General features: G+C 38.5%; 17 protein-coding genes. 11 read left to right on the top strand and 6 right to left on the bottom strand.

What is annotated here, in order from left to right:
* The first annotated feature begins 82 nt into the window (after positions 1-82).
* The 7 genes from CXF85_RS13535 to CXF85_RS13505 all read left to right on the top strand — a co-directional run bounded on the left by CXF85_RS13535 (position 83) and on the right by CXF85_RS13505 (position 8,366).
* A complete protein-coding gene (locus CXF85_RS13535; RefSeq protein WP_101229186.1) occupies positions 83-1,312 on the top strand; it encodes a beta-ketoacyl-ACP synthase in 1,230 nt (409 codons plus the stop codon).
* A gap of 4 nt (positions 1,313-1,316) precedes the next feature.
* The gene (locus CXF85_RS13530; RefSeq protein WP_101229185.1) at positions 1,317-2,171 is read left to right on the top strand and encodes a MipA/OmpV family protein; all 855 of its coding nucleotides are present in this window, start codon (positions 1,317-1,319) and stop codon (positions 2,169-2,171) included.
* Positions 2,172-2,585: 414 nt separating this feature from the next.
* The gene (locus CXF85_RS13525; protein WP_101229184.1) at positions 2,586-2,807 is read left to right on the top strand and encodes a FeoA family protein; all 222 of its coding nucleotides are present in this window, start codon (positions 2,586-2,588) and stop codon (positions 2,805-2,807) included.
* Between the two features lie 78 nt (positions 2,808-2,885).
* Positions 2,886-5,075, top strand: coding sequence for a ferrous iron transport protein B (gene feoB, locus CXF85_RS13520; RefSeq protein WP_101229183.1), 2,190 nt, complete (start codon positions 2,886-2,888; stop codon positions 5,073-5,075).
* 130 nt (positions 5,076-5,205) lie between these two features.
* Positions 5,206-6,837 (top strand): polysaccharide deacetylase family protein, encoded by a 1,632-nt coding sequence (locus CXF85_RS13515; protein WP_101229182.1) that lies wholly within the window; start codon positions 5,206-5,208, stop codon positions 6,835-6,837.
* A gap of 158 nt (positions 6,838-6,995) precedes the next feature.
* On the top strand, positions 6,996-7,310 hold the full coding sequence (locus tag CXF85_RS13510; RefSeq protein WP_101229181.1) for a hypothetical protein: 315 nt from the start codon (positions 6,996-6,998) through the stop codon (positions 7,308-7,310).
* Between the two features lie 36 nt (positions 7,311-7,346).
* A complete protein-coding gene (locus tag CXF85_RS13505; RefSeq protein ID WP_269801182.1) occupies positions 7,347-8,366 on the top strand; it encodes an ATP-dependent 6-phosphofructokinase in 1,020 nt (339 codons plus the stop codon).
* 165 nt (positions 8,367-8,531) lie between these two features.
* On the opposite strand, the gene CXF85_RS13500 is transcribed toward CXF85_RS13505, so the two are convergent.
* The gene (locus tag CXF85_RS13500; protein WP_101229179.1) at positions 8,532-9,548 is read right to left on the bottom strand and encodes a LacI family DNA-binding transcriptional regulator; all 1,017 of its coding nucleotides are present in this window, start codon (positions 9,546-9,548) and stop codon (positions 8,532-8,534) included.
* A 275-nt stretch (positions 9,549-9,823) separates the two neighbouring features.
* Here CXF85_RS13500 and CXF85_RS13495 point away from each other — a divergent pair, with 275 nt between their 5' ends.
* From CXF85_RS13495 to CXF85_RS13480, 4 genes are all read left to right on the top strand, one after another.
* A complete protein-coding gene (locus CXF85_RS13495) occupies positions 9,824-11,092 on the top strand; it encodes a sugar MFS transporter (protein ID WP_101229178.1) in 1,269 nt (422 codons plus the stop codon).
* A 71-nt stretch (positions 11,093-11,163) separates the two neighbouring features.
* Positions 11,164-13,776 carry a glycoside hydrolase family 3 protein gene (locus CXF85_RS13490; RefSeq protein ID WP_101229177.1) on the top strand — a complete coding sequence of 871 codons (2,613 nt, stop codon included), beginning with the start codon at positions 11,164-11,166 and terminating at the stop codon, positions 13,774-13,776.
* Positions 13,777-13,794: 18 nt separating this feature from the next.
* Positions 13,795-14,655 carry a hypothetical protein gene (locus tag CXF85_RS13485; RefSeq protein ID WP_157829106.1) on the top strand — a complete coding sequence of 287 codons (861 nt, stop codon included), beginning with the start codon at positions 13,795-13,797 and terminating at the stop codon, positions 14,653-14,655.
* A 261-nt stretch (positions 14,656-14,916) separates the two neighbouring features.
* A complete protein-coding gene (locus tag CXF85_RS13480; protein WP_442871870.1) occupies positions 14,917-16,038 on the top strand; it encodes a glycoside hydrolase family 16 protein in 1,122 nt (373 codons plus the stop codon).
* Between the two features lie 202 nt (positions 16,039-16,240).
* Here the strand turns inward: CXF85_RS13480 and CXF85_RS13475 are convergent, their stop codons facing one another.
* The 5 genes from CXF85_RS13475 to CXF85_RS13455 all read right to left on the bottom strand — a co-directional run bounded on the left by CXF85_RS13475 (position 16,241) and on the right by CXF85_RS13455 (position 23,615).
* A complete protein-coding gene (locus tag CXF85_RS13475; protein ID WP_101229175.1) occupies positions 16,241-17,110 on the bottom strand; it encodes a polysaccharide deacetylase family protein in 870 nt (289 codons plus the stop codon).
* 169 nt (positions 17,111-17,279) lie between these two features.
* Complete coding sequence (locus tag CXF85_RS13470; protein ID WP_101229174.1) at positions 17,280-18,770, bottom strand: tryptophan halogenase family protein; 1,491 nt, start codon at positions 18,768-18,770, stop codon at positions 17,280-17,282.
* A gap of 12 nt (positions 18,771-18,782) precedes the next feature.
* Positions 18,783-19,790 carry a cupin-like domain-containing protein gene (locus CXF85_RS13465; protein WP_101229173.1) on the bottom strand — a complete coding sequence of 336 codons (1,008 nt, stop codon included), beginning with the start codon at positions 19,788-19,790 and terminating at the stop codon, positions 18,783-18,785.
* Between the two features lie 9 nt (positions 19,791-19,799).
* Positions 19,800-20,531 carry a SapC family protein gene (locus CXF85_RS13460; protein ID WP_101229172.1) on the bottom strand — a complete coding sequence of 244 codons (732 nt, stop codon included), beginning with the start codon at positions 20,529-20,531 and terminating at the stop codon, positions 19,800-19,802.
* Positions 20,532-20,630: 99 nt separating this feature from the next.
* Complete coding sequence (locus tag CXF85_RS13455; protein WP_101229171.1) at positions 20,631-23,615, bottom strand: TonB-dependent receptor; 2,985 nt, start codon at positions 23,613-23,615, stop codon at positions 20,631-20,633.
* Between the last annotated feature and the right edge of the window lie 50 nt (positions 23,616-23,665).

Raw genomic sequence — 23,665 nt, 5'->3', positions numbered from 1 at the left:
CAGCATTGTCTAATTAGGCATGTAGAATTAAGAATAAAGCAATTGGGCTTGATTAGAAAAATATAACAGTACAGGAAAGAAGATGAACAGAGTTGTCGTTACAGGTATGTCAGTAATCACCGCATTAGGTGATGATTGGTCAACATTCAAAGAGGCCTTAGTAAAAGGTGAAAATGCTGTACAGCTAATGCCACAGTGGAGCAATATGGATGGCCTGAATACCCAAGTGGCGGCACCTGTTAATCACTTTGAAAAACCGGCGCATTATAAGCGTAAAAAAGTTCGCTCTATGGGACGAGTCTCTTTGATGGCAACTCGCGCAACAGAATTAGCACTTGAACAAGCTAACTTACTGGATGATCCCGCACTAACCGATGGTAATACGGGCATTTCTTATGGCTCATCTATTGGTTCAACCGAGCCGCTAATTTCGTTTGGTCAAATGTTAGAAAATGGCAATATGAACGGTGTTACCGCGACCAGTTATATTAAAATGATGTCACATACAGCGCCTGTGAATGTCGGAGTTTATTTTGGCTTGAAAGGGCGAGTAATCACCACGAGTTCGGCTTGTACTTCAGGCTCTCAAGGCATAGGTTATGCGTATGAAGCGATAAAGTTTGGTCGACAAAAGTTGATGGTTGCTGGCGGAGCTGAAGAGCTTTGTGTAACTGAAGCGGCAGTTTTTGATACCTTATATGCTACCAGTATTAAAAATGACACTCCTAAATTAACACCAAGTCCTTTTGATAAAGGCCGTGATGGTTTAGTTATTGGTGAGGGTGCCGGTACATTAATCCTTGAAGAATACGAACATGCAAAAGCACGCGGTGCGACGATATTGGCTGAAGTAGTCGGTTTTGGTTGTAACTCAGACGGTGTTCATGTCACGCAACCAACAGCAGAAACCATGAGAGTGGCAATGGATCAAGCATTAGCAGACGCAAATATTGATGCTTCTGCTATCGGTTATGTCAATGCCCATGGTACCGCCACTGAAAAAGGCGATATCGCAGAAACAATTGCGACGGCTAATGTTATGGGTAAAGTCCCTATTAGTTCATTAAAAAGTTACCTAGGTCATACCCTTGGGGCTTGTGGCAGTATTGAAGCTTGGGCCAGTATTAATATGATGATGGATAACTGGTTTGCGCCAACGATCAACTTAACGTCTATTGATCCAGAATGTGGCGATTTAGATTTTATTCAAGGGCAGGGACGTCAGATAAAGACAAACTATGTGATGAGTAATAACTTTGCCTTTGGCGGTATTAATACCTCATTAATATTCAAACGTTATACCGAAGATTAAGCGTATGTTTCTTCGTATAAGTCTATTATTTATATTATTTTTATCTGCTTACCCTAGTCAGGCTAAGCAAGGTGCTGAACAGCAAAGTGCAGCGCCGAAAAAAGAGCCTGTAATTGAAGTAGGTGTTGGTGCTTTTGCGATGCATTTGCCGCAATACCTTGGCTCAGATCAGTCGGATAGTTATGTTGTACCGCTGCCTTATTTCTATTACCTTGATGATGACTTTAAAGTTGATCGTAATCAGTTTACCGGTAAGTTGTGGCAAGATAATAACTTTTACCTAGACCTTTCTGCTTCGGGTGGGGTAAAGGTAAACAGTGAAGATAATACGGCTAGAACAGCTATGCCTGATCTTGATTGGGTGTTTGAATTAGGTCCCTCCATTAAGTATTACTTTACCGGTGACCCACAAAAAAACAGTTATTTGTATGCTGAATTTTTTACCCGTAAAGCGACAGCCACGGACTTTAGCTCCTTGACTAATGTTGGCTGGCGCTACGGACCGAGTATTACCTATCAACAGGCATTCTCTTCTCATTGGATCAATCAAGGCAAGGGAGTTTTTGAGTTGACTACGCGGGCGAACGTCAACTTTTCTGATAGTCGTTACAGCAATTATTATTATGGCGTGCCCTCTCAGTACCAAAAAACAGATCGGCAAGCGTATCAAAGTGATGGCGGTTATGCGGGCAGTGATATTTCAGTTGGTTTAACCTATAAAGTTAATGATTGGTGGCTGGGTGGCTTTGCGCGTTATTATTATTTATCTGGGGCTGAATATGAGGCGAGTCCTTTAGTTAAGCAACACAGTAATTGGTCATTAGGTTTTGGTGTCGCTTGGATTTTTTATAAAGGTTAATACCCACATCATTAAATGATTAATACCAATTCCGATAAGTTTCTGATCTTGTTGTACGAAGTGAAAATATTTCAGGGCAAGGCGCTTGATTGACCAATAGCGGGTTATTGGGATTGAAAGCAACGCCGTCATGGAGAATTTTAGCCAGTACAAGTGGTCAATAATTTAACGGAATTGGTATAATCACTTCGGTGGGTTAAAATACTCCTACAATGCCTACCTTGATTTATGCTCTTTATCCATAACAAGATTACCTACTTAATAGAAATGATATTACTTGATCAATATCAAGTGAGCAGCCCAGCTTTTACTTTTGTATTCGTGTACTAAATGCTACAATCTAAATAATAGTAATTATCATTAACTCTTAGGTTACGCTTTGAGTAAGATGAATTTCTCTTTTGGATTTATATCATGACCCTAGCCGAACTTCCCCTGAATAAACCAGCAAAAATTAGCGCGCTACCTAAAGATGAAGCTATCGCAGCTCAATTGATTGAACAAGGTTTTACGCTCAGATCACATGTATCATTAGCACATAAGGCCCCCTTTAATGGTCCTATGGCATTTCGTTTACACAATACTAAGATCAGTATTCAACGTACGATCGCAGCGCAAATTGGCGTTAGTCTTTAATCCGTTAGTTCAGATGAAGTTAATCAATTGATTAACTCGCTAACTCATTCATAACAGCAACCACAAAAGAATTTTTCCGTGAAACAATCAAAACATTTCGCACTGGTTGGCTTTGCCAACTCAGGCAAAAGCACTTTATTTAACCTGTTATTATCTGATAACCCAAGTAATAAAAAGCAAAGTAAACAAAACGTAGGTAATTGGTCTGGTGTGACTGTTGCGGCTAAAAAAACAAGCTTTGCCCTAGATAAGCAGACTGCCTATTTGTCAGATCTTCCCGGCTTAAGTTCATTGGAACGCCATGCGGAACAAGGTAAAGACCTCACAATTTCCCAGTCATTTTTACAAGATAATGACATTGATTGTTTAGTTAATGTTGTTGATATTAATCAGCTGAGTCGCCAACTTTATTTAACCAGCCAGTTATTAGAGCTGGGAGTACCTATGATAGTGGTACTCAATAAAACCGATCGACAAAAACATTTAGATATCGATATCTCACAGTTAGCTGAAGAATTAGGTTGCCCTGTTATTGCTATCAGTGCGCAAAATGATGATGCCTTAGCAAAAGTACAACAAGCACTAGGTCAAATGACCGCTGACATATCAGTTAATCATCAAAAAATTGTTGATAGTGCTAGCTTAGAAAAAAATAATGAGCAGCCCAAGACAAATGTTAAAGCAATGCAAGGCCGTTATGATTACATTAGCGATATGCTTGCGCGTGTTAGCAGTGTTGAAGCAACTAACGCTGCATATGCCAATCCAGCGTCGGCTAATAAACCTTTCTCAGAGAAAATAGATAGTATCGTCTTACATCCATTATTGGGCGTGCCGGTATTCCTTGGCGTGATGTACTTACTCTTTATGTTTGCCATTAATGTAGGCAGTGCTTTTATCGACTTCTTCGATATTCTCAGTGGTACTTTGTTTGTTGCTTATCCGTTGCATTTTCTTGCACCGTTAGATTTACCCCAATGGATTTTGACTATTGTTGAGGGCTTTGGCAGCGGATTACAAACAGTAGCGACATTTATCCCTGTGATTGCTTGTTTATTTATTGGTTTATCACTGCTTGAAAGCTCAGGTTATTTAGCGCGAGCTGCCTTTGTTGTCGACAGTGTCATGCAAAAAATTGGCTTACCTGGCAAGGCTTTTGTGCCTTTGATTGTTGGTTTTGGTTGTACTGTTCCGGCGGTAATGTCAGCAAGAATTCTTGATAGTGAACGAGAGCGCATTACCACCGTAATGATGTCACCCTTTATGTCATGTGGTGCAAGGTTACCTGTTTATGCACTATTTGCTGCAGCATTTTTTCCTGATAATGGTCAGAACTTAGTGTTTTTATTGTATTTAGTGGGTATTGCCGCCGCTATATTTACCGGGTTTTTATTAAAGAAAACCGTCTTATCAGGTAATACCTCATTAAACATAATGGAATTACCTAACTATGAAATGCCAAAAATTAGCAATCTAAGTAAGCGAGTATGGCAGCGTACCAGTGGCTTTGTCACCGGAGCAGGTAAAACCATCGTGATTGTGGTTTGTATATTAAACTTTTTTAACTCAATTGGCACTGATGGTCAATTTGGTAATCAAGACAGTGAAAACTCGGTCTTGAGCCAAGGTGCAAAAGTAGTTATGCCACTATTAGCACCTATGGGCGTTCAAGAAGATAACTGGCAAGCAGGCGTGGGAATTATCACGGGAATATTTGCCAAAGAAGTACTGGTTGCTACGTTTAACAATTTATACTCACCGCATGCGGGAGAGGGCGAAACAGAACCATCATTATCACAAAGTTGGCAGGATGCTACTGATAGTATAAAAGAAAACTTATTAGGTATTGCCCCTGATGATCCTTTGGGTTTCAGTGTTGGCGAAATCAGTGACTTAAACCTTGCAGCTCAAGAGCAGGGCGTTGAATTAACAACTTATCAGCGCATGCAATTAGCTTTTGTTAGTCAGTTAGGCGCTTTTAGTTATTTATTGTTTATCTTACTTTATACGCCTTGCGTTGCTGCGATGGGAGCCATTAAAAATGAAGTAGGCAGTCGCTGGGCAGGATTTGCCGCAATATGGAGTTTTACTTTTGCTTATTTGGTCGCAACTTTATGTTATCAAGTTGGTACTCTTTTGGTTACTCCTGTTAGCTCTAGTATCACCATTGCTCTTGCTTTATTAACTTTTGTGCTGATTTATTTTTGGCTCAAACATAAAGGTAAACAGGTGTTAACAATTCCCGTTCGAGTCAGTTACTCTTCTTAGCTATTATTCTTAATAATTCGTTATAGCCATTTTATTTTTTATTGTGATAAATAAGATAGTTAAACACTTGCCTAGCAAGAATAACCCACGTAATTTAACCGCTAAGTAGGGAATAACTTAGGGTTAGATTATGTGGTTTTTAGGTCAACTTTTTCAAACGGACAGGCTAACGTGCTTAACACGTTCATTCACTTTATTTTACAGTGCACTCTGTGTTGCTTTCATGCTCTCGGGTTGCGGTGACTCTCGCTCAAGTTCCCCAGAGGTAGTCATTGATGAAATAGTCATTCAGCCGAGCATCGCTGAGAAGACTAATTTTTCCGATGAAAGTTATAATTTAGTAAGCTTGGACGGTTATGAAAAATCCAGCTTACAAGTTTACTGGCCAGGTAGTAGCGATATCCCTGTCGCCTTGCAAGCACGTTTACAATTATTAATCCCCCAACTAAATAAATTATTCACCCAACAAAACTTTGCCTTTAGCCACCCCTCACCCGAAGGGTTTGTGCCTCTTTATAAAAAACTGCTTTTCAGTCCAATAACATCAACAGTCGTTGATGAAGAGCCGGCTGGCGAACTTAGTTTTTCACTAACGAATAATGACTCAATTATTGTGATGTTAGATGTTGATGCACTACTTAATAACGCTAATGGTAATACGTTATTAATAGAATTAACCAACAGCATTTACCAAAGTGAGCGCATCAAACACCAAGTTGATAATGGTCTATTAAATCGCTTAGTTTCTCGCGGTTTAGCATTACATTTCTTACAACAAAACTTAGCGACGGGTGATTTTACATTGGTTGTCGATATTGAAGAAACTGAATTGTCGGTAGCTTTAGCACAAGTTAAAGTTGGCTTAACTGGAGGTGGTCTTATCGATAACTGGTTTACTGAAGAACGATTGAGTGAACAAACTAAAGCCAACGCGGTAGGTTATTATTTAGCGGCACAACATTTTTTATTTTATAGTGGCAGTGATGCGACTAATAGCTTCGCTGTTTATAGTGAGCTATTTTTACCTTGGTTAGATAAAGTGAATAATGCCGATAAAAAATCTGAGCAATATGTTCGAACAGGTAATGTTCCCGATCAAATTGTCATTGAAGAGTTAGCGAGACAAGCCAACTTATACCAAGGTAGTTATTTTATTGAAGGATTAAACCATGAAAAACTCATCGCTTTGTCCTTTGATGACGGGCCGTCAGAGTACACCACACAAATTTTAGATGTACTGGAAAGCGCAAATGTACCAGCAAGTTTTTTTTGGCAGGGACAGAACTTAGCTAACTATCAGGCTGTTATTGATCGCAGCATAGCAGCAGGTCATACGGTGGCTAATCATAGTTGGAATCATGTTAATGGCATGAGCTCAACTAGTGAGGAGTTATGGCAAAAACAGGTTTCTCCAACGAATGATGAATTTCAACAATTATTTAATATTACCCCACGCTTTTATCGACCACCCTACGGTGAAATTACTGATGCTCAAATTGAGTATTTAGCCAGTAAGGGTATGAAAGTCTTACTCTGGTCAGTCGACTCAAGAGATTGGAATCCCGCTTTAAATAGTGTTACTAACATTGAAAGTGCCCTGATAAATAATCAGCATGAAGAGATGATTACCTTGATGCATGATGCTGGCGGAAATCGACAAAATACGGTTGATTCATTACCTGCAATTATTACCCATTATAAAACCCAAGGTTATCGTTTTGTTAATCTTGAAACCTTGCTAGGTATTAGTGATAAACATTAGCATTGATGTTAATCAGATAGAATTTAGTTACAAATTATCAAAGCTTAAATCATGGTTGAAATGGAAATCCCAGTCAGATGAATCATACTTATTGAGGTGAAAATTATGCTTTTATGCATAACTTAATAAGTGTTTTTTATTAGATTGGAGAAATTACTATGATGATCGCAAAATGGTATATTGATGCTAAATTTGGCCACAAACCAGAAGTCGTAGAGTCATTAACTCAGTGGTTTGAAGAGATAGGCTCTCAAATAGGTTGGACTAAAGATAACTCTAGAATTTTAGTCGGCTCTGTTGGAGCGCTTGAGTCGAGTATTATTTCGGAAATAACGATAGAAAGTTTGACTGAGCTCAATGATGCTTGGCAGAAACTAGGTGATATTGAAGAACATAAAGCATGGAGTAAAACCTTAGAGCCACATGTGGTTTCGGGTACGCCCAAGTGGGAAATATACCGAATCATTGATTAAAAGGATCGAGTTATCACTAGCAATGCAGCGATTAAAATTAAACGAATTGGCATTTTAACTAGTGGTGGCGATGCGCCAGGAATGAACGCCGCTATTCGTGCGGTAGTGTTAGCTGCTCATCACCATCATATAGAGGTGGTAGGATTTTATCATGGCTTTAATGGTTTGGTATGTGAAGAGCATATTGCTATGGCTGAACCATTAACCTTGGTAAAGGTAAATAGCATCATCCACCTAGGTGGCACAATATTGAAAAGTGCTCGCTGTCAGTTAATGCATGAAGAAAAAGGTTTAAAAATAGCAGCAAAGACGTTAAATGAGCATGATATCGATGGACTTATTGTCATAGGTGGTGATGGCTCTTTTTCTGGCTTATTGGCGCTTAAACAACATTGGTCGGGTCGGATGATTGGTATTCCCGGCACGATAGATAATGACTTAGATGGGACTGACTACACCATAGGTTTTGCCACGGCTGTTAATACCGGCATAGAAGCGATTGATAAAATTCGTGATACCGCTGATGCATTTGAACGGATATTTATTGTTGAATTAATGGGACGACATAGTGGCCACATTACCTTTAATGTTGGTATTGCTTGTGCGGCAGAGCAAGTGCTCTCTTTTGAAAATTTCCCTGTTGATGATCAACAAGTAAGGTTATTGCAGTTAGCTAATGAAATTAAAGCGGCGCAAAAAAATCGTCATGGTAGTTATATTATTGTTATTGCGGAAAACCTTTGGCCTGGTGGCGCTTTTGAACTAGCTAAACAATTAAATAAGCAAGCTGACATTGAATGTACCGCTTGTCTTTTAGGGCATATTCAACGAGGTGGATCACCTATTGCTAAAGATAGAATATTAGCAACAAAGATGGGCGTGGCTGCTGTTCAAGCTATTATTAGTGGTGAAAGCAATGTGATGGTGGCAGAGAAGAATAATGCTATGCACCTTATCGCCCTTGATGAGGCGATTAAGCATCAAAAGCTAGTAAGTAAACAACTGATTGATGCACAACAAAATATCTTGGCGTTAACGGCACAAACGCAATGTTAAATTAGCTTAGTTACTCATTTAAATCCATTGTGTGACTATACATAATGTCACCGCGAATGACGCTGAGCTGATTATACTACTAGGTTTTTTCAGGCTACAATAATACAAAATCGTAGCAAGAGGAGCCTTTCATTTTTGAATTATCAGGCGACCAAAAAATTTCGATTATTGCTTTATCCCTGTAATCACTTTTACGACAGATTCTCTTTTAATGAGTTCAGGGGAAAATAAATTCTTTATCTCTAGGTCTTTTTGCTTGTAAACATTTTTTAATATCCATTCCGTGGACATTTTTGCCATTGCTTTAATTGGGTTGTTAATTGTCGATAATTGCGGAAATAAATACTCTGTAAAATAAGCATTATCAAAACCAATAATTGAGCAATCAGAAGGAATATTAATGCTATTATCTCTTGCTCCCCTCATTGCTCCTGATGCCATTTCATCATTTGCACAAGCTACAGCAGTGAATAAAACTTTATTTTCGATAAAATTGCTAATTCCGTCTCTACCACTTTGGGTCAGATAATCACCTTCATAAAATAAAGCCTTATTAAAAGGGATTTTAGCTTCGATTAATGCTCTTTTATGACCCGTTAAGCGTTCAGTCGAATCTTGTTTTGATAGTGGACCCGAGATATATGCGATATCTTTATGACCCAATTCTATTAAATGTTTCGCGGCTAAATAGCCACCTAATTCATTATCTAAATAGAAACAGTTTTCTCTTATTTCAGGGATATTACGGTTTAAAATAACGAAAGGTGTTTTATTTCGACTGAGTTTAATTAAATCGTCATCTGACATTGCATCTACTAATAATATAAGCGCATCGCAATTTCGATCTATTAAAAAATCTAAGCCCTTCTTTTCACTTTCTTCATCACTGTGTCCTGCTGTTATCACAGCGTGCTTTCCTGCATTTCTTAGCGCTAATTCAATACTACTTAACATGTCACCAAAAAATGGTCCGTGAAGCTCTGAAACTAATACACCGATACTGTCTGAACGACTGGAAGCTAAAGAACGAGCAACCGGATTTGGGCGATACTCTAATTCAGCCATTGCCGCCATGACTTTCTTTTTAGTTTTTTCACTAACGTGCTCATGATCATTTAAAACTCTTGATACAGAAGATAGTGATACGCCAGCAAGTGCTGAAACTTCGTAGATCGTCGCCATTATTGTCCTTTAGCGTGATAATGAATATAAATATTTTGATTACTTTAACATGAAAATAAATGTCATACCCAGCTGAATACCTGATGCGACATAAGTTTACTATCCCATAGGCGTCTATTGATTGAAAGCGCTTCCAGTTTTTTCTGTAAATGTGTTGCAATTTGTACGATATGGATCAAGAATGGAAGCGCTTCCAGTTGTTTGGCAGGCGCAAAAAAAACTAAAACACATATTAGTTAATACATAAAACAAAGAACTTACGCGGGGAGAAAAAGATGGCGAGCTCATCAATACAGACACAGAATATTGAATATTCAACCAAAGGTGGTAGTGAAAATTATACTTTTGCACTAACGTCATTAACCTCTTTATTTTTTATGTGGGGGTTTATTACCTGTTTAAATGATATTTTAATTCCGCACTTAAAAGGCGTGTTCGACTTATCGTATAGTCAGGCTATGTTGGTACAATTTTGCTTTTTTGGAGCTTATTTTATTGTTTCTCTGCCTGCAGGTTTGCTGGTTAAAAAGCTTGGTTATCAAAAGGGCATTGTTTTAGGCTTGGTCATTGCAGCCATTGGTTGTTTATGTTTTTATCCCGCGGCCAACATGCACAGCTACCCGGTTTTCTTGATGGCACTATTTATCCTTGCCAGTGGAATTACTGTATTGCAAGTATCCGCTAACCCTTATGTCAGTATGTTAGGCGATGCTAAAACGGCTTCATCTCGTTTAACCATGACTCAAGCGTTTAATGCTTTAGGTACGACCGTAGCACCATTTTTTGGCGCATTTTTGATATTGAACCATGCCTCAGAATCAATGTCTGCTCAAGCGTCAGCAGAAGCGGTGCAAATGCCTTATGTATTTCTTGCCGCAATGTTATTAGGGCTTGCTGCTATTTTTGCTTGGTTAAAACTACCTAACTTATCGGTTACAGATGATATAGATAATAAATACTTATCTAAAGATACGGGTAGTGCATGGCAATACAGCCACTTAGTACTCGGTGCTGTTGGTATCTTCGTTTATGTTGGTGCCGAAGTCGCAATAGGGAGTTTTTTAGTTAGCTTTTTAGCTGACCCTACTATCGCTGGTCTGGAAGAATCCGAGGCGGCAAAATATATTGCTTATTACTGGGGCGGAGCCATGGTTGGTCGTTTTGTCGGTGCTGTTGTTATGCAGAAAGTAGCTGCGGGTAAAGCGCTATTTTTTAACGCGACTCTTGCCGTTATATTGATTTTAGTGGCTGTTTTATCATCTGGCACACTTGCGATGGTAGCCATTTTATTGGTTGGATTATGTAATTCAATTATGTTCCCAACTATTTTTAGTTTAGCGATTAATGGTCTTGGCAAACATACCAGCCAAGGGTCGGGTATATTATGTTTAGCGATTGTTGGCGGAGCCATTATACCTCTTTTTCAAGGGCTTTTAGCTGACAGTATTGGTGTTCAACCTGCATTTGTCCTACCTATATTCTGCTATTTCTTTATCGCTTATTACGGTCTTTCAGGCAGTAAAGTCAAAGTGAAAGCCAACTAGATGGTATTCGATTTTTCGCGGATTAAATATTAATAATTAGCGCCAATAATTAACGTAATTAAGAAAAAACTATGAAACATATAATTAAAAGCAACCTACTTAGTTCTAAGGCTAGTGCCAGTATATTTTGCTTGGCGATAACATCGCTGCTTGTTGGCTGTAATGGCACAAAGCAAGAAACAGACTCGACCATAACGCTCGATAAAGCCGCATCATCGGAACAGTCAAAAGCATCAACTAATGTTGGTATCTGGCCAAAACTTGATATAGCAGTAAAGGCCGATCCGATTATTGAAGCTAAAGTCGCATCATTATTAGCTACCATGACACTTGAACAAAAAGTGGCACAAATGATTCAACCAGAGATTAAAGATATTACCGTTGAAGATATGCGTAAATATGGTTTTGGCTCTTACCTTAATGGAGGAGGTGCTTTTCCAAATAATGATAAACATGCAACACCGAATGACTGGGTCAATTTAGCTGAAGACATGTACCAAGCATCAATCGACGATAGCTTAGATGGCAATAGTATTCCTACTATCTGGGGCACAGATGCCGTTCACGGACATAACAATGTTATCGGGGCTACTTTGTTTCCTCATAATATTGGTTTAGGGGCAACAAATAATCCTGAGTTAATTGAAAAAATTGCTGCTATTACCGCAACAGAAGTCATGGTCACCGGTATAGACTGGGTTTTTGCGCCCACAGTTGCTGTCGTGCTTGATGACCGTTGGGGCAGAACGTATGAAGGTTATTCTGAAGATGCTGAGATTGTTAGAAAATATTCATCGGCGATAGTAGAAGGATTGCAAGGCGCTGCGAATAAAGATTTTCTTGGTGATAAGCGTGTTATCAGTACAGTAAAGCACTTTATCGGTGATGGTGGGACTGAAGGTGGCGATGATCAAGGAAATAATATCTCATCTGAGCAAGTCTTACTTGATGTGCATGGTCAAGGTTACGTTGGTGGTTTAACTGCTGGCGCTCAATCCGTTATGGCATCGTTTAATAGTTGGCATGGTAAAAAGAATCATGGCAATAAATACTTACTCACCGATGTGTTAAAAGATCGTATGGGGTTTGATGGTTTTGTTGTGGGTGACTGGAATGGTCATGGACAAATCAAAGGTTGTTCAAATGAAAGCTGTGCTCAAGCGGTAAATGCGGGTTTAGATATTTTTATGGTGCCAACAGATGCTTGGAAGCCACTTTATGAGAATACTATTGCCCAAGTAAAAAGTGGTGAGATTGCGCAAACTCGTATCGATGATGCTGTCACTAGAATATTGCGGGTTAAGTTTAGAGCGGGGATTTTTGATAAACCAAGCCCTGCTAAAAGAGCACTTTCAGGAAAAACAGCACTAATTGGTGCTATTGAGCACAGAGAAGTTGCCAGACAAGCCGTAAGAGAGTCATTAGTTTTATTGAAAAACAACGGCAATTTATTACCGCTGTCAGCAAACCAGCATATTCTTGTTGCGGGTGATGGCGCCGATAATATTGGCAAACAGTCCGGTGGTTGGACTATTACATGGCAAGGCACTAATAACGTTAATGATGACTTTCCTGGTGGCAGTTCTATTTATACGGGCATTGAGCAGATAATTAAGACTCAAGGAGGCAGTGTTGAACTCAATGTTGATGGCATTTATAAAGCTAAGCCTGATGTTGCTATTGTTGTTTTTGGTGAAGAGCCCTATGCAGAAGGCGTAGGCGATATTGAAAACCTAGAATACCAACAAGGTGTTAAACAAGATTTAGCATTATTAACGAAACTTAAAGCAGAGGGCATACCCGTTGTTTCGTTATTTATTAGTGGTCGTCCACTGTGGATTAATGCTGAACTAAATGCATCAGATGCGTTTGTTGTCCTGTGGTTACCAGGCTCAGAAGGTGTTGCAGTGGCTGACGTGCTTTTTACTCAGGAAAATGGTGCTATCAACTATGACTTCACTGGTAAGTTGTCATACTCTTGGCCTTCAGCCGCTAACCAAACTAAGGTAAATCGTTTTGATAAAGATTATCAGCCGTTACTGCCTTATGGTTTTGGTTTGAGCTACGGTGATAAAAGTATATTGTCCGATGATTTAGACGTTAGCATCCAACAAACTACAGCAAGTTTACAAAAAATCACCCTCTTTGAAAGCGCTATAAAGGCACCATGGAAAATGGTGATAACAGATAGTGATTCTTCTCGTGTTATGACCAGCAGTATCATTGAAAATAAAGCGGTATATTTACGAACCATTGATAGAAATGTTCAAGAAGATGCCAGAAGAGTTGTCTTTAAGGGCTCAGAAAAGGGTAACGTTGCTTTTACTAGCTTACATGCCATTGATTTAACGCCTTATAACAAGGCTAATTCGATACTTGAACTAACGGTGCGCTTACCTGAGAAGCAAGATTTATTAGCACAGCAAGGCATATATGTATCAATGTCTTGTGGTGATAAATGTCTAGGTAAAGTCAATATCGCGAAGACGCTATCATCATTAAAGGTTAATGAATGGCAGACCCTTACTATTGATTTACAGTGCTTTGAAAAAGCGGGGGCAGATTTAAGTAAAATTATCGGTCCATTTGCTTTATCCACTGAGGCACAATTGGACATCGATTTCATGGATGTTTTTATAAAGCCAAATAGTGCTGATTCAGCAAATATCTCTTGTCATGAATAAATAGGTTAAGTTTAAGTAATGCATAGTTTTTATAGCATTTTCATAGTGATTCTCTTCTCAATGAGCAGTGTAGCTCACGCTACTGATACTATATTTTATCCTTGGTATGATGAGGGGAAATTCAAAGAGGATGCGTATTACCTGGCATTACTTAAACTAGCGCTTGAAAATTCGAAAGAAGAATTTGGTGAATATCAGCTTAAAAAAGCTATTCAACCTATGTTTCAAAATAGAGCGATAGTTGAGATTAAAAATAATCGAAACTTAAGCGTCATTTGGACGATGACCTCGCAAAAGCGTGAGCAAGAATTAAATCCTATCAGGATACCAATACTCAGAGGTTTAGGTGGTTACCGCATTTTTTTAATAAAACAGGGCCAACAAGACACGTTTTCTAAAATAAAAAGTGCGAAACAACTTAAAAAACTCTTTGCGGGACAAGGATATGATTGGCCAGATTCTTATATTTTAACCGATAACCATTATCGGTTAATCACTGGCCCTGGCCATAAAACTTTATTTAATATGCTCCAGCACGGTCGCTTTGATTATATGCCCAGAGCATTACATGAACCTTGGAATGAAATAACGATGTTTAAAGGACTGCAAGTAGAGTCATCACTGGCGCTACACTATCCTTCGCCCTATTATTTTTTTGTCAGTAATGATAATCAAAAACTAAAAAAACGTATAGAAATAGGTTTAATAAAAGCTGAAAAAAACGGAAGTTTTCTCCGACTGTTTGATAGTCACCCCGTGACTAAAAATATGCTAACGTCCGCAAAACTTGGTCAAAGAAAAATATTCAACTTAAAAAATTCATTTTTGTCTAAGCAGACTCAAGAGGTTATTGAAAAAGTAGCGCCTTTAACGTTTTAGCGTCTCTTTTTTTCATAAAAACTCACCTAATGAAAATGAATACATAATAGACTTTTAGAAAGTCACTACAGAAGTTTCTTGAACGTTTAAGAATATGGATAAAATATGAAACAGTTTTCAAAAAAGATGATGATAATTTGTGTTGTCATCATCTTATCATTTGCCTGTAATTTTATTTTATATAAAGTTACAGCCATAGCTTTATAGAAGACTTTAACTAACTAACTAACTAACTAAAATAATAAAAATAGAGGTGAAATTATGAGACGTTTTTCAAAAGGCATGATGATAATTTGTATTACCATCGGCTTAACCGCTTGTGGTGGCAGTTCTGAATCAGCAGCACCAGCAGAATTAACAACTCCAGATAACTCAATAATACCTGATACCATTACTGACACTAATACTGAAGATCCTGCCCAAATGGTATTAATTAGTGACCAATGGCAACTGGTTTGGCAGGATGAGTTTGAAAATGAAATCATTGATTTAACTAAGTGGTCTTTGGAAGTTAATTGTTTTGGCGGAGGTAATAACGAGCAGCAATGTTATACCGACCGCGCTGAAAATGCCTTTATTGAGCAAGGTATTTTGAAAGTCGTTGCTTTGAAGGAAAACTTTACTGGTCCGGCGGCTCAAGATGATGATGCTAATTATAATCCGAGTAATACCCGCACTTTACCTTATACTTCGGCGAGATTACGCAGTAAAAGCAAAGGTGATTGGACATTTGGTCGCTTTGAAATTCGCGCGAAATTACCACAAGGACAAGGGACTTGGCCTGCTATTTGGATGTTACCCACTGACTGGGCATACGGCGGTTGGGCTGGCTCTGGCGAAATCGATATTATGGAAGCGGTTAACTTAAAAGCCAAATCTGATGAGAGTGGTGCCTCGGCAGATCAGGAAGAATCAAGAGTTCATGGTACCTTACATTATGGACGAGCATGGCCTGAGAATGTGTATTCGGGGCAAGCATTTAATTTACCTGGAGGCATAAACCCAGCAGATGATTTTCATGAATACGCGGTTGAATGGCAAGCCGGAGAGATTCGCTGGTATGTTGATGATATTCATTTTGCTACGCAACGGGATACTGGATGGTACTCACAATATATGAATAATGATGGCGTATTAGTTAATGGTGAAGATGGTGCCCCATTTGACCAAAAATTTCATTTATTGTTAAACTTTGCTGTGGGTGGCGCTTGGGCTGCCAATGTTAATGGGAAAGGTATTGATGAAAGTATTTTTCCTCAATCATTAGAAATTGATTATGTCAGAGTGTATGAATGTTCTGTTTCGCCATCAACAGGAGCAGGTTGTGAAGCGATTGCTGATGATGCTGCGTTGGTCGAAGGCCATCAAGCACCAGCGCTTTAATATATACCCGTTACTAATCAAAGAAGCGCTTGAGCAACATCACTCCATCGTTGCTGTGAAATTGCTCAAGCACTCTGAGACCCGCATCTTAAATGATAACGGGTATAAATATAGTTAAGTGCTTTTTTTTCAGTATTATAAACAAAAATAGCGACCTATAGGTCGCTATTTTTATTTAAAAACCAATGATTGTCAGGGCTATTTATTGAAGGGGAGTGTTATTGTTCTTATTAATATAGAGGCTGATATTGCGGTATGTATCTACCCAATAACTGGCTTTGTTTTTTGCTAAATAGTCTAAAAGTTGTTGGTGAGCCTCAGTAGAAACCGCCAAATGCTCAGCGCCGATACCATGAAAGGTAAAGCTAGCAATACTATTGTTTTGTGCCGCTAATATAACCTGATCTATTAAGGCTTGACCGCTGACTCCTACAGGCGCAACAACGGGGGCATTCATCGGATTAAAGCTACTCATGGAGGTTGGAATAACATTAACATGGCTTTTAATACCGATAAAGTACTCCGCTATTTCAGGCAGTAAATTTTTTCCGTCAACGATAGCGTCGCCGCAGGGCAGGGTGAAGGTTCTAATGGTTTGACCGTCAATGGCATTTAATAAGTTATTAGCGTCGATAATTTCTTGTTTTATCTGCGCCATTGTTTTGTTATCAAGATCGTTATGTTTATCTACCCATTGCCGGTTGGGTAAAGAGCCGCTACAGGCATGATTGATAGTATGGTTACCTAGTTCATGGCCTTGCTCGGCAATAGTGCGCCAATCTTCTCTACGTTCCTTGACTACCTTTGAAGCTAAAGTCAGGTAAAAAGATCCTTTAAAACCATATTTATTAAGCGCCGGAATAGCGTTATCTAACTGACTATTCAGGGCGTCATCGTAAGACAAGCTGACCGCAGCTCTAGCGCCACCGGGCCAGTTAAAGCTATCGTCATTAGGGTTATTGTCATTAGGGGCAATGTAGGCGCTGACATTAGCAGAAATCATGCAAGTGATAGTCATCATGCTAACGATAGGAAGGTGAGAAATAGTGAACCGTTTTAGTCTGATGTCCATGTTTTAAATACCTCTTAACTTATCATCCGAAATATTATTGACTAACAGAATGTTGTTTTAAGCATTAAATATCAATTTATTGTAACCATGTGCCTTAATCATTACTTATTAAACACTTAGAGCCGTATCAAAGTGATAGCTATGCTCTAAGTATTTATTATTACGGTGATTAGATTTTTGATTTACAATATTGATCTAAATATTGTTTATGCGTAGGTAGTGACTTGACTGTTTTCTCTATCGAGTTTTTGATACCACCTAAGAACAGCTCTTGTTCATCTACTGATAACATATCAGCTATTGGATGATGACTTTGTGGCGATAAACCTTGTCCTAACATAACTTGAATCCAAGAGTTTTCAGCAAATAAATCCCATGGTGCTTTAAATACATAGCCGTGCTCCTTAAATAGCTCAATACGATGACTCAGTGAGCTTGGCACATCCATTTTGCTGCAATAACGCCAGAAGTTTGAATCGTTTCTATTGGTAACATGATAGTGCAAAATGATAAAATCTCTAATGTATCGAATCTCTTCTTCGGATTGATAATTATATTCATTTATTACAGAGTCAGTTATCCCTGTTTTAGGGAACATTTGCATCAGTCTAATAATACCTCGTTGAATTAAATGAATGCTGGTAGATTCTAATGGCTCAATGAAACCACTAGATAAACCTAATGCAACGCAGTTTTTATTCCAATGCTTGCGGCGCTGGCCAGGGGTAAACTTAATAAATAAAGGTTTTTTTAATAACTTCCCCTCAACATTTTCAAGTAAAAGCTTTTCAGCATTTTCATCATTTAAATATTTACTACAATAGACAAGGCCGTTACCCGTTCTATTTTGTAATGGGATCTTCCATTGCCATCCGGATTCATGAGCAATTGAACGTGTATAAGGTTTAGGCTCTTCAGTACTTTCAGTTTGCACTGCAACAGCGCGATCACATGGCAACCAGTGTGACCAATCATCATAGCCAGTATGCAAAGCTTGTTCAATTAGCACGCCCCTAAAACCGGTACAGTCAATAAATAAATCACCTGCTATCGTTTGACCTGAAAGTAAGGTGAGTGATTTTATAAAGCCTGAATTCTCATCAATATTTACTTGCTCTATTTTACCTTCAACTCTGTTAACACCATGCTTTTCAGATATGTTACGTAAAAATTTTGCGTATAACGTGGCATCCATGTGGTAAGCGTATTTCAAACCACTATTCGGCAGGTGGGCAAACTTTTCATTTAATCCTGCTTGGAGTTCTAAACAGTATTCTTCATACTTTGCTTGATAGCCTTCTTTTTTACTTCGATGGTAAAATTGTAAAAATGTTGTCGCCCAACAATCTCTACCAGTGGTACCAAAGGAATGAAAATATTCACTACTGGTATCTTTCCAGTTTTCAAAGTTGATGCCTAGTTTAAATGTTGCATTTACACTACTCATGAATTCAGCTTCATCAATCTTTAACATTTTATGAAAGGTTAACAAGGGAGGAATGGTTGCTTCACCAACACCAACCGTGGATATTGCATCTGATTCCACTAAAGTAATATTTAAATTATTACCAATGAGCTTTGCTAATGCTGTTGCCGCCATCCAACCAGCAGTTCCTCCACCAGCAATAACAACATTTTTTACTTCTGATAAATTATTCATGGTAATTCCTTTCTAATAGCGTAAACGTTTAATTAGATAATCTTTAAACTTTCGTAATGCACTTGCATTTTGGGGATTGAGCAGCCCTTTTGCATGTTCTGGAATGTGATCTAGCGGTGGAGCATCAAAAATATAATGTTTGAATAAGTTAAACCAGATATCTTTTTTATCTTTAGGTAAGTGTCGAAGTGCCATGACTGAATACAGTAAAGCGTTACCCGACTCATCGTTAAGATGATCAGTGGATGACCACCAAAATGTCGCTAATAAATTAAAATGCGCTAGGCCTTCTACATGATGCCACCACATGCTGGGTAAGAATAAGGCATCACCTGCCTCTAGCTCAGCAACTTGAGCATGTTCTAATGCTTGTTTAAATTTAGGGTATTTATTAAAGTCGGTTTTTTTAAAATCAACGAGGCTTATTGATTGTCCTGCAGGAGTAAAATCAAGCGGACCAATATAAAGATTGTCAATTTGTTCAGGAGGAAATAAAGTAAAACGCCTTTTACCATATACATTACAGGCAATATTGTTAGGCACATCGTAATGGGCAGGTATTGTGCTTTGATTACCCATCCACAGATTCATAGCCGGCGATTTACCTTCAATATGAATATTGTTTTCTTCTCTTAAATTGGAAAAGTGACCTTCTACTGAAGTCGTGCCCATATAATACAGCGGAGGAGTCGTATCATTTTGGTGCTTATTTATATGCTCAAATAAGTTTGATAAAGACATTTTGTAGGCTTTACAATTCAGCGCGGTAACGGCTTCGTTGTAGAATATTCGTCCGTCAATATCAGCCGGCCCGTGACCAACCACTACATCTTGGCCATTAGCATGTTTTAATAGATAATTTTGTAATGATGCTTTTGATTCTTGCCCTTTTTTAACGATAGGCCAGTCGTTAAGAAACCCTTTTAAAATAAGTGGTTGTTTAGAATTGTAAATAAAAGCAGGAACATCACAAGCTTTAATGCCTTCCACTTTGACAACGTCTTTAAGGGTTCCTAACATGTTATTTCTCTATTTTATTTGTATTTTTTTGTTTTTTCTTTTGATTAGTTCACCCATATTTAGCAGTGATGCGACAGCCATATAGAGAGGTTTTAAAAAACCTTTCTTACTTAACTCAGTAAGCTGTTGAGATGTTAAGTTATTCAGTGTTTCTTCGTTTATAGTATAGAAGCCTGATAATCTATTATGACTTTTATCGATTAGTTCTATATCAAAAACAAATTTCTCTAGCAAGTCGTACTGAGTTAACAAGTTTAAAAAGTCTTCACTTTCTTCAAATCCCTTATCTATTTCCCCTAAAACGTCGCCTATATGCTCAATAAAAGGCGTATTTTGACCGAACTCGGTAAATATATTTTCACCTTGTTCTTTATTTAGCTTAGGGCTATCGACATCAAGGTGGATTACTCTTTGCTTTTGTATTTTTCCATTAAGTTCTTGGTTCTGGAAACCAATTAAGAACGGTTGAGCCTTAATGGTATAAGGAAGATAACCACAATCCCAACCGCCGTTGTTTAAAAACAAATTTTCTTGTTTTTCTAAGCCTAGCAAAACATATGATTGAAATTTCTCTGTTACTTCATCTTTGTGAAAAACAATAGGGTAATGCGCTTGGATGTTGTAAAACTCATTAGGAAAGGTAAGCGTAAGCATTATATTATCGCCCAATGCTGAGCTTCTTTGTGTATGAACCTTCAAGCCTTTATGTTGCTCATTATTCAACATTTGATGATTTGACATAATTAACCTCTTTTAAATTGAAATATAACGTAAAGAAATATTTGTTTTAATTGATAAAAAAACCGCCCGAAGGCGGTTTTTTAAAATATAGCTACGTCGTTAGAAAGTATAACGAGCGCCGATATTGTAACGAGGACCGGATTGAATAGCATTTAACAATTCGTTTCTGCTACGGCTATACATACGTTGAGTTTCATCGGTAATGTTAATACCTTCAATAAACACAACGAAGTCTTCACTTATGTTATAGCTCGCATTGATATCAATTTGTGAGTAAGACTCATTAATACGCGGGTTATTAAGGTTGTTGTTTGTTGAAACTAAGAATTCGTCACGCCAGTTATAAGCGATACGCACTTGGATACCATTTTTATCATAAAATGCGACTAAGTTGGCAGTATCACTTAAACCAGGTAGAGCAAACTGACTGTCAAAAACGCTAGCATCATATTTAGCATTACTATCGACAAACGTTAAGTTGGCTTGAATACCAAATCCACTTTCTAAGGCATGTTGGAAAGCAATCTCAAAACCGTCGACAGTAGCATCGCGCTCATTAAATGGCACAGTGATATCAAATTGAATTAGATCATCTCCGGCAACTGAATGTATTTGACCTGTAGTTGTTCCTCCAGCGTCTACACCTGTTATGGTGCTTGATTCTGGATAGTTATCAAAAATGTATTGTCTAATGGCAGTATTATCACTACTACCAACGGCGGCCATGGCTTCTTCAAAGCGAGGTCCACTGGTAGGGCTTCTTAGACCAAATAATTCACCTGGTGTTGTCTTCGTGCCAATAAAGTTTTCGATATCTTTCTTAAAGTAACCGACAGATAAGTAGCTTCCTTCATCAAAGTACCACTCTAAAGATAAATCAACATTGGTCGATTCAAAAGGAATCAAACCTGGATCACCACTGCTAGCTGTAGCGAAACCTTGTCTTACTTCACCAATACCAACACCACCGCGAATGTTATTGTAGGTAGGTCTTGAAAGTGTTTTGCCAAATGACGCTCTAGCGACCAAGTCATCAGTAATATCTAAACTGATATCAAGGTTAGGTAAAAAGTTATTATAATCACCACTAAAGTTCGTAAATGCGCTTTCACCGGTATCAACAGTCGCAAATTCGTTGTTAGAAACCCAATCTACACCCGTATAAGCAGGTACCATGGCACTAGCATTAACTTTAGTCTCTTCATATCTGAAACCTGCTGATATATCTAGTGGCATATCTGCAATTTCAAACTCCATGTTTATTTGACCATAAATAGCCGTATATTCTTCTGATATTAGCTCGTCAGTGGTCCAGTTTTCATTGACACAAAAACGATCTGCACAAGGCCAGATACCCGCTGAAACTTCGTTGTTACTATTATTTGGAGCAGCGTAAGAAGCTACTTCAGCTGCGGCATCGGCAAAACTGAAATTGTAGAACAAGTCAAAAAGTTCAATAGTTTCACCAGCAGCATTGGTGCCTGTACTTGGTAAATCATCTAGTTGAGAAGAGCTGCTGTTAGCAGTGAATAAATCATCGGTAACGTCATCAACACTGCCTTCACCACCCCAAGTATCACGTTGGGCTGTCATAATAGAAGCACGAACATCGTTATCTGTTTTAGATATACCAAAGTCGATACTACTAATAACGCCGTCATCAAAAACGTATTGCCCGGATAATTGAATTTGAGACAGGTCATTTTCAAACTGACTGTTTCTAAGGGAGCTACCTGTAGTAATCAATTCAGATGGAGCGCCGGTCAATCCGTCTAATTGTGAAATAGACATTACTGGGAAGTCAGGTCTGAAATCAATGGTGGTGCTTTGACGAGAGTTAACTGCATACTCAATGGTAGAGCTATTACCGTATGGGCTATCAGCTTTTGACGTTGCTGAGGAATCGTGGAAATCAACACCAAAACTTAGATTATCATTAACTTGCCATTCTAAATTTAAGCCAATAGATTCATTTTTATTTTTTTGAGCTGACTCTGATGTTGAAAATGATAAATCAGGGCCTGCACCAGAATGCCAGACAACAGGGGAGTGGTTTGTGCCCGTTGTGAATTCATTTAAACTGCCATCAATAGTTTCGCCTTCCCAAAACCAAGCACCGATACCGTTTGATGTTGACTCAACGGTTTGTTCTGAAAAAGTATAATCAGCGGTAATAATAAGGTTATCACTTGGTGCATATTGAAATACTAGCTGTCCATTATCTCTGGTGCGATCAAATTCAGTAAAGTTGTAACGAAATTGCTGTGGGCGGTTGAATGTGTCACCTTCTTCCCAATCAGTATTGTTGATACCACCATTCCAGCCGTCAACGGGGGCAATTGCTTGGGTATGCCATTGTGGAACAACGGCTTCTTTAGTCGCCCCATTTCTCTCTTGATGACTAAATGAAACGCCAAAACCAATCGTATCATCGGCAAAAGTATTACTATAAAGACCTGATAACTCAGGAGTGACGCTATCCCCTTCATCCGTTGATTGGTCCATTACGGCTTTGATGCCAATGGATGCTTTTTGTCCAGGAGTATCAAGGGGTCTTGCTGTTAAAATGTTTATAGTTGCGCCGATACCACCACTAGAAACATCAGCTCTTCCTGTTTTATAAACCTCTACACCACTGATCGCTTCAGAGGCAATATTTGCAAAGTCGTAAGAACGTGAATTACTAATGACGGTAGATTCAAGGTTGGACGAAGGCATTTGACGGCCATTTAAGGTGACTAAGTTGAAGTCTGGACCTAAACCACGAACAGTTACTTTAGAGCCTTCACCGTTAGAGCGGTCGATGGATACACCTGAGATGCGCTGTAACGACTCTGCTAAGTTAGAATCTGGGAATTTACCCATGTCTTCTGATGATATGGCATCCACTACACCTTGTGAGCTACGCTTGATATCCATTGATTTAATTAAGCTACCGCGAATACCGGTAACTTCAATCACTTCAACATTGTCTGTTTTTTTCACTTCAGTTTCTGCAGCAAAAGTAGGAGCTATCACTGTTGCGCCTAATATTAATGATAAGCTTGTTGCTAAACGTGTCTTTTTAAAATTATGTTGTCTCATGTGTATCCCCTTAACACTTAATTATATGTCTTTTAATATATTATATTTTG

This window comes from Colwellia sp. 75C3 (assembly GCF_002836255.1).
GTDB lineage: Bacteria > Pseudomonadota > Gammaproteobacteria > Enterobacterales > Alteromonadaceae > Colwellia.
Note: the sequence above shows the minus strand (reverse complement) of the source record. Positions and strands in the feature narration are given on the sequence as shown.

Coding starts and splice junctions, on each gene's coding strand:
- CXF85_RS13535 (WP_101229186.1), top strand. CDS start 83: ATGAACAGAGTTGTCGTTACAGGTATGTCAGTAATCACCGCATTAGGT.
- CXF85_RS13530 (WP_101229185.1), top strand. CDS start 1,317: ATGTTTCTTCGTATAAGTCTATTATTTATATTATTTTTATCTGCTTAC.
- CXF85_RS13525 (WP_101229184.1), top strand. CDS start 2,586: ATGACCCTAGCCGAACTTCCCCTGAATAAACCAGCAAAAATTAGCGCG.
- CXF85_RS13515 (WP_101229182.1), top strand. CDS start 5,206: ATGTGGTTTTTAGGTCAACTTTTTCAAACGGACAGGCTAACGTGCTTA.
- CXF85_RS13510 (WP_101229181.1), top strand. CDS start 6,996: ATGATGATCGCAAAATGGTATATTGATGCTAAATTTGGCCACAAACCA.
- CXF85_RS13500 (WP_101229179.1), bottom strand. CDS start 9,548: ATGGCGACGATCTACGAAGTTTCAGCACTTGCTGGCGTATCACTATCT.
- CXF85_RS13495 (WP_101229178.1), top strand. CDS start 9,824: ATGGCGAGCTCATCAATACAGACACAGAATATTGAATATTCAACCAAA.
- CXF85_RS13490 (WP_101229177.1), top strand. CDS start 11,164: ATGAAACATATAATTAAAAGCAACCTACTTAGTTCTAAGGCTAGTGCC.
- CXF85_RS13485 (WP_157829106.1), top strand. CDS start 13,795: ATGCATAGTTTTTATAGCATTTTCATAGTGATTCTCTTCTCAATGAGC.
- CXF85_RS13480 (WP_442871870.1), top strand. CDS start 14,917: ATGAGACGTTTTTCAAAAGGCATGATGATAATTTGTATTACCATCGGC.
- CXF85_RS13475 (WP_101229175.1), bottom strand. CDS start 17,110: ATGGACATCAGACTAAAACGGTTCACTATTTCTCACCTTCCTATCGTT.
- CXF85_RS13470 (WP_101229174.1), bottom strand. CDS start 18,770: ATGAATAATTTATCAGAAGTAAAAAATGTTGTTATTGCTGGTGGAGGA.
- CXF85_RS13465 (WP_101229173.1), bottom strand. CDS start 19,790: ATGTTAGGAACCCTTAAAGACGTTGTCAAAGTGGAAGGCATTAAAGCT.
- CXF85_RS13460 (WP_101229172.1), bottom strand. CDS start 20,531: ATGTCAAATCATCAAATGTTGAATAATGAGCAACATAAAGGCTTGAAG.
- CXF85_RS13455 (WP_101229171.1), bottom strand. CDS start 23,615: ATGAGACAACATAATTTTAAAAAGACACGTTTAGCAACAAGCTTATCA.